The sequence below is a fragment of the Pseudomonas sp. 34 E 7 genome (assembly GCF_900005715.1).
GTDB classification, from domain to species: Bacteria; Pseudomonadota; Gammaproteobacteria; order Pseudomonadales; family Pseudomonadaceae; genus Aquipseudomonas; species Aquipseudomonas orientalis_A.
Genome location: NZ_CVTX01000183.1, coordinates 2063 through 3455 on the forward strand (window position 1 = coordinate 2063; position 1393 = coordinate 3455).

Below are 1393 nucleotides of genomic sequence, written 5' to 3' on the forward strand. Positions count from 1 at the left end.
GTTCCTCGCCGGTGACCATCGATACGGGGCAACCGTGAGTAACGGTCTTGTCCGCAGAAGCCGCCGCATCGCCCTTCGGGTTGGACGCCACGGCCGGCACATCATCCACCGACTCCTGGCGGACCAATGCGGTGCGCTGCGTTTTGTTGCGCACCATCGGCACCGGATTCGAAACCAGATGCTCGCCTGCCTTCAACGGCGCCACCGGCACTGCCTTGACCGGCGTCGCCGCACTGTTCAGCAACAGAGGCTTGGCCGCCTGCACGTGAGTTTCCAGCCCAGGCCCCGGCACCTGCCTGGCTAGCAACTCCAACAACGCCCGCGCCCGCCCGGACTTGATAGAACTCAACACCTGAGCCCCCAGCCGAAGCTGCACCCCCATCCCCCGCGTGGCCCATATCAGCAACAGGTTGATCAGGACTTCGCCGGTGAGCTCACCCAACAGCTCGTACATTTCGGGCGGCGGCTGCAGGCGTATCCAACTGACCATCGCCGACAAATAGATAAACAGCAGCGGCTCATCGCTGAGCACCAGAAAGCCTTGGGCGAGTGTGTCCTTGCCCAGTTTCAGCAGTTCATCGAGTTCGGCTTGGGAAAGGTACTGCAGCAGCTTTTCGCTGTTGGACTTAAGGTTCGCCAGCAGGTCGTACAGCTCGGTGATGTTGTCCCACAGGTTGTAAAAGGCCTGGCCAATCCCGCTTGCAAAGGCCGCACCCTGTTTCACGCTGCGCTTGAAGGACGGGGCTTTGGCAAAATCGGCCCATTGAGGCTCGAAGCGCTCGCGCCACTGCTTGCGCAGATCCGCTTCCAGTCCGGCAATCACCGACTGGTAGGACGCATACAGCGCCTTGACGTGATCTTTGGAAACATTGGGGTAGAAAGTGACTCGGTATCGCTGGTCGCGAGTACATTCGGGCACTTCAAGCATGCCGCTGGGGCCGATGGTGCGGTGCAGCGGCGCGCCAATGGGCGTGCCGTCCGGTGCAATGGCTTGCAGCGTGACCGGCGTGTTGCCGATAGGGACGAAGCGGGTGCTCTCGAACAGATGCACCAGGGTCAGCCCACCCTGGGCCTTGCATTGAGCGACGGTGCGACTGGGCGTGTCGGAAGAGATCGGCGCGACCAGTGCGACGTCGTCACCGACCTTGAACACCTGCTCGACTTCCAGTGCCGAGCCACTGAAAAAGCTGTCGGCCCACGCGTCGAAGGTGTTCAGGCAATTGCGCAAATCCCCAAGCACGTTTTCAACATCCGGCGCTTTGGGGTCCATGGGGGCCAGGACGAAGCTGGCCAGCGCCGGAATCAAAACACAGCCCCAATAACCGGGGCTCTAACGAAAAGAACCATCTGCAATCCCTCGCACTGAATGATCAGGCGAGGGACTTTGCAGCGG

General features: G+C 61.2%; 1 pseudogene. It reads right to left on the minus strand.

The features are described 5' to 3' along the window. Window positions 1–1306, minus strand: a pseudogene (locus BFP96_RS29665) (type IV secretion protein Rhs); the annotation flags it as partial. Between the last annotated feature and the right edge of the window lie 87 nt (window positions 1307–1393).